Origin of the sequence: Nocardioides sp. (assembly GCF_035703625.1) — a bacterium.
Classification (GTDB): Bacteria; Actinomycetota; Actinomycetes; order Propionibacteriales; family Nocardioidaceae; genus Nocardioides.
The window spans coordinates 1-4,979 of the sequence record NZ_DASSXS010000042.1; the positions used below are offsets into that span (position 1 = coordinate 1).

The 4,979-nt window shown below is 69.4% G+C and carries 8 protein-coding genes; all 8 read left to right on the forward strand.

Translation table 11 applies throughout. The features are described from left to right. Window positions 1-5 precede the first annotated feature (5 nt). A complete protein-coding gene (locus tag VFN12_RS01760; RefSeq protein ID WP_325116832.1) occupies window positions 6-146 on the forward strand; it encodes a laccase domain-containing protein in 141 nt (46 codons plus the stop codon). Beyond that, on the forward strand, window positions 143-856 hold the full coding sequence (locus VFN12_RS01765; RefSeq protein ID WP_325116826.1) for a YggS family pyridoxal phosphate-dependent enzyme: 714 nt from the start codon (window positions 143-145) through the stop codon (window positions 854-856). The genes VFN12_RS01760 and VFN12_RS01765 overlap by 4 nt, the downstream gene beginning before the upstream one ends. A gap of 55 nt (window positions 857-911) precedes the next feature. After that, window positions 912-1,403: a cell division protein SepF gene (locus VFN12_RS01770; protein WP_325116827.1), complete on the forward strand. Its 492-nt coding sequence runs from the start codon at window positions 912-914 to the stop codon at window positions 1,401-1,403. 12 nt (window positions 1,404-1,415) lie between these two features. Continuing rightward, complete coding sequence (locus tag VFN12_RS01775) at window positions 1,416-1,712, forward strand: YggT family protein (RefSeq protein ID WP_325116828.1); 297 nt, start codon at window positions 1,416-1,418, stop codon at window positions 1,710-1,712. 88 nt (window positions 1,713-1,800) lie between these two features. Further along, window positions 1,801-2,559, forward strand: coding sequence for a DivIVA domain-containing protein (locus VFN12_RS01780; RefSeq protein WP_325116829.1), 759 nt, complete (start codon window positions 1,801-1,803; stop codon window positions 2,557-2,559). Window positions 2,560-2,726: 167 nt separating this feature from the next. After that, window positions 2,727-3,602: a TraR/DksA family transcriptional regulator gene (locus VFN12_RS01785; protein ID WP_325116830.1), complete on the forward strand. Its 876-nt coding sequence runs from the start codon at window positions 2,727-2,729 to the stop codon at window positions 3,600-3,602. After that, complete coding sequence (lspA, locus tag VFN12_RS01790) at window positions 3,575-4,141, forward strand: signal peptidase II (protein WP_325116831.1); 567 nt, start codon at window positions 3,575-3,577, stop codon at window positions 4,139-4,141. Before VFN12_RS01785 ends, lspA begins: the two co-directional genes overlap by 28 nt. Window positions 4,142-4,176: 35 nt before the next feature. Beyond that, window positions 4,177-4,979: RluA family pseudouridine synthase (locus VFN12_RS01795; RefSeq protein ID WP_325116833.1), on the forward strand; the 803-nt coding region annotated here is incomplete at its 3' end.

Here is a 4,979-nt window from a genome sequence, read left to right on the forward strand (position 1 = left end):
CCCAGCTGGCGGCCGAGGGCGTCTCCGTCCACGACGTCTCCCGCTGCACCCGCGAGTCGGCCGACCTCTACTCCTACCGGCGGGACGCACATCAGGCCGGACGGCTGGCCGGGCTGATCAGGCTGCGTGAGGAGCCTGCCCCGTGACCGGCCGGTCGAGCGCGCGCCGCGACGAGGTCGCGGCGAACCTCGCACGCGTGCGTGAACGGATCGTGGCCGCGTGCGGGGACTCCGGCCGTGACCCTGCCGAGGTCACCCTGGTCGTGGTCACCAAGTTCTTCCCGGTCTCCGACGTCCGGCTCCTGGCCGAGCTCGGCGTCACCGACCTGGGGGAGAACCGGCACCAGGAAGCGGAGGCCAAGGCGGCCGAGTGCCGCGACCTCGACGTGCGGTGGCACTTCGTCGGTGGGCTGCAGAGCAACAAGGCCGCGGCGGTGGCGACGTACGCCGACGTCGTGGAGTCCGTGGACCGCCGCAAGCTGGTGAGCCGGCTCGATCAGGGCGCCCACGGACGTTCGCGCCCGGTCGACTGCCTGATCCAGGTCAGCCTCGACGACCCGGACGCCGAGGGCCGCTCCGGGGCAGCCCCCGCCGACGTCCCGGCCCTGGCCGAGGCGATCGAGGCGGCCGGGATGCTCCGGCTGCGGGGGCTGATGGCGGTCGCCCCCCTCGGTGTCGATCCCCGCGGCCCCTACCAGCGGCTCTCCGCGATCCACGCCGACCTCGTCGCCTTGCGACCGGAGGCGACCTGGCTCTCGGCCGGGATGAGTGCAGACCTCGAGGAGGCCGTTCGGGCCGGCGCGACACACGTGCGCATCGGCACGGCGATCCTCGGATCGAGGCCACAGGTCAAGTAGTGTCCAAAACACACATCAGCGCCGCAGGGCGCAGGAGTTACCGGAGGACGAAGTCATGAGCGGCGCGATGCGCAGGATCGGTGAATACCTCGGCCTGCTCGAGGACACCCGGTACGACGACTACGACGGCGACGACTACGAGACCTCCGGCCACCCCCCCTCGGTGCCGGCCGGACGGAGTCCCCAGCCCGCACCCGCCCGTGCATCCGTGTCCGACCTCGCCGAGCGCCGCCGGCCGGCTGCCGGCCCCACAGGAGTGGTAGCCGAATTGTCCCGCATCACGACGCTTCACCCGCGCACCTACAACGAGGCGCGCACGGTGGGCGAGAACTTCCGCGACGGCACGCCGGTGATCATGAATCTCTCCGAGATGGACGACACCGACGCCAAGCGTCTCGTCGACTTCGCCGCCGGCCTGGTGTTCGCGACGCGTGGCAGCATCGAGCGCGTGACCAACAAGGTGTTCCTGCTGTCCCCGCCCAACGTGACCGTCGCTGCCGAGGACAAGCAGCGAATCGCCGAGGGTGGATTCTTCAACCAGAGCTGAGGCCCCGACCCGATGCAGATCGTCGGCTCGATCATCTATGTCCTCTTATTCATCTTCATCGCCCTGCTGTGGGTCCGTTTTGTGGTCGACTGGGTCCAGGTATTTGCGAGGTCCTGGACTCCCCGCGGGGTGCTGCTGGTGATTCTCGAGGTCGTCTATTCCGTGACCGACCCCCCGATCAAGGCGCTGCGCCGGGTGATTCCGCCACTGCGCATCGGCAACTTCGCTCTGGACCTGAGCTTTCTGATCGTGCTGGTGGCTGCGTACGTCCTGCTGCGGGTGACTCAGGTGGTGTTCAACCTGTCATGAACCGCGACCGACGATTGAGACACCCGGATCAAGCGCTATTGTTCGACCGACAGACTTTCGTGTACCCGACCAAGGAATGGGTGAGGTCATGCCGCTGACGCCTGAGGACGTGAGCAACAAGCGCTTTACTCCGGTGCGTCTCCGCGAGGGGTACGACATGGGAGAGGTCGACCAGTTCCTCGATGAGGTGGAGGCCGAGCTCGGTCGCCTCACCAAGGAGAACGACGACCTGAGGGCGAAGTTGTCCGCGGCGCAGTCCGGCGATGCGACGGTGGCTGCGCCGCCACCGGTGCCGCAGAAGGCCCCGGAGCCGCCGAAGCCCGAGCCCACGCCCGAGCCGAAGCCGGAGCCCAAGGCCCCGGCCGCCGCTGTGGCGGAGTCCTCGGTCGAGACGATCCGGGTGGAGACGGTTCCCGAGGCCTCCAACGCCGCGGCCCGTCTGCTCGAGATCGCCACCCGCAACGCCGACGAGCTGGTCGAGGAGGCGAAGAACGAAGCCGACCGGATCGTGGGGGAGGCGCGCACCAAGGCCGAGCGGCTCGACTCCGAGTCCAAGGGCAAGGCGGACCGCCTCGAGGCGGAGGCCCGCTCGCGTGCGCAGATGCTCGACTCCGAGACCGCCGAGCGCCGTCAGCAGATGTTCGGCGAGCTGGAGAAGCAGCGCGACAAGCTCAACGCCGACGTCGAGAACCTGCGTTCCTTCGAGCGTGAGTACCGCTCGCGGCTGAAGAGCTACTTCACGCAGCAGCTCGAGGCCCTTGAGGGTCCAGGCGACTCGGGTCGACCTGGCCAGGAGCCCGTCGCACCCAAGCGGCTCCGTTCGATCCTGGGCGACGAGGACGGCTGACAGCCCCTCAGCTCCGCAGCTCCGACGCGGTCGGTCTCCATGGGAGACCGGCCGCGTCGTCATGTCCGGCGTGCCGAGTTTGAGTCGCTCTCGGTCAACGGCTACCCTCCCGTCGACACTGTGGCTCCCGCCACATTGGCGCCCGACTCGAGGGAAGGCCTCAGTTCATGGCTCGCAGCACCAGAAAGTCGCTTGCCGGTTCGGCAGCGTCCGCGGCCCGCAAGGTCATTGCGCGCAAGTCGTCCAAGGCCAACTCGAAGAAGTCTGCGCCGGCCAAGAGCGCCCCCGCGGCGAAGAAGACCGCCGCCAAGGCGCCGGCGAAGAAGGCGCCCGCGAAGAAGGCTGCCGCGACGAAGGCGCCGGCCAAGAAGGCGCCGGCCAAGAAGGCGCCGGCCAAGAAGGCGCCGGCCAAGAAGGCGCCTGCGAAGGCCGCGGTCAAGAAGACTGCCGCGAAGAAGGCGCCGGCGAGCAAGCCTGCGAAGGCGCCGGTGAAGAAGGCTGCCGCGACCAAGGCGCCCGCGAAGAAGACTGCCGTGACGAAGGCGCCGGCCAAGAAGGCGCCGGCCAAAAAGGCTGCCGCGACCAAGGCGCCGGCCAAGAAGGCACCGGCCAAGAAGGCACCGACGACCGCGACGGCGGCCACGAAGGCCAGTGCCCTCAAGGTCAAGGAGGGCGAAGGCGCCTGGACCAAGGCGGAGATCAAGGAGGTCCTCGACGAGCTGCACGAGGACCGGGAGCGAGTCACCCGCGCCCTCGAGGCGCAGGAGGCCGAGCTCGTCGGGCTGATGCGCGACGCCGGTGACGGTGCCGGGCACGACCAGGCCGACATGGGCGCCACCAGCTTCGAGCGCGACCACGAGCTGACCGTGCTCAACAACGAGCGCGAGAAGCTGGCCCAGATCGACCGCGCGCTCGCCCGCATCGACAACGGCACCTACGGGATCTGCGAGTCGTGCGGGAACCCCATCGGCAAGATGAGAGCGATGGCCTTCCCCCGTGCCACACTGTGCATGACATGCAAGCAGCGCGAGGAACGTCGCTGAGCGACACCGGACCATCCCCTTCGACTCCACCTCCCGGGGCAGCGACGCGGTACAGGCTGATCTTCGCCGTCGTCGCTGTGGTGGCTTACGCGATCGACGTCGCCACCAAGTCCCTGGCGGTCGAGAAGCTCTCGACCGCGGACGTCGAGCTGGCCGGCAAGTGGCTCGTGCTGCACCTGACGCGCAACCCCGGTGCCGCGTTCAGCACCGGGACGGAGTTCACCCTCCTCCTCAGCGGAATCGCGCTCGCTGCCGCGGTGGTGGTCCTCTACTTCGCTCGCCGGGTCGGGAATCGGACCTGGGCCTGGGCCCTGGGGCTCCTCCTCGGCGGCGTCTGCGGCAACCTCACCGACCGCATCCTGCGTGAGCCGGGTCCGCTGCGCGGGCACGTCGTCGACTTCCTGATGGTGCCGAACTGGCCGGTCTTCAACATCGCCGACATCTGCATCAACGTCGCGGCGGGCCTCATCCTGATCCAGGCGGTCCGGGGCATCGGCGTCGACGGGACCCGCGTCGCGGCCCGGGAGCGGGAGGCGTGAGGGCCGACCACCGGGTCGTCACCGTTCCCGACGGGATGGCGGGGGAGCGGCTCGACTCGGTTCTCTCGCGCATCTTCGGAGTGTCCCGGACCCGCGCCGCAGAGCTCATCGCCGAGGGCCACGTCCTGGTCGAGGGCGCCACCACCAGCAAGAGCGAGCGGGTGTCGCCGGGCGAGACCCTCGACGTCACCATCCCGGCTCGGGTCGACCAGCTCGAGGTCGTCCCCGAGATCGTCGAGGGGATCAAGATCATCCACGACGACGACTCGATCGTGGTGATCGACAAGCCGGTGGGAGTCGCCGTACACCCCTCGCCGGGATGGTCCGGCCCGACCGTCGTCGGCCACCTCGCCGGGGCCGGGTTCCGGATCGCGACCAGCGGTGCCTCCGAGCGGCAGGGGATCGTGCAGCGGCTCGACGTCGGCACGTCCGGGGTGATGGTCATCTGCAAGTCCGAGCACGGCTACTCGCTGCTGAAGAACGCGTTCCGTCGCCGTGCCGTCGACAAGACCTACCACGCGCTCGTCCAGGGCCACCCGGATCCGCTCGAGGGGACCGTCGACGCACCGATCGGACGGCACCCCAGGGCCGACTACAAGTTCGCCGTCATGTCTGACCAATCGGGCGGCCGGCACAGCGTCACGCACTACCGGACGCTGGAGGCGCACCGGTTCGCCAGCCTCCTGGAGATCACGCTCGAGACGGGTCGGACCCATCAGATCCGGGTCCACATGGCCGCCCTGAAGCATCCGTGCGTCGGTGACTTCACCTACGGCGCCGACCCCGCCCTGGCCCGCCGCGTGGGCCTGCAGCGGCAGTGGCTGCACGCCGTCAGGCT

Coding starts and splice junctions, on each gene's coding strand:
- VFN12_RS01770 (WP_325116827.1), top strand. CDS start 912: ATGAGCGGCGCGATGCGCAGGATCGGTGAATACCTCGGCCTGCTCGAG.
- VFN12_RS01775 (WP_325116828.1), top strand. CDS start 1,416: ATGCAGATCGTCGGCTCGATCATCTATGTCCTCTTATTCATCTTCATC.
- VFN12_RS01780 (WP_325116829.1), top strand. CDS start 1,801: ATGCCGCTGACGCCTGAGGACGTGAGCAACAAGCGCTTTACTCCGGTG.
- VFN12_RS01785 (WP_325116830.1), top strand. CDS start 2,727: ATGGCTCGCAGCACCAGAAAGTCGCTTGCCGGTTCGGCAGCGTCCGCG.
- lspA (WP_325116831.1), top strand. CDS start 3,575: ATGCAAGCAGCGCGAGGAACGTCGCTGAGCGACACCGGACCATCCCCT.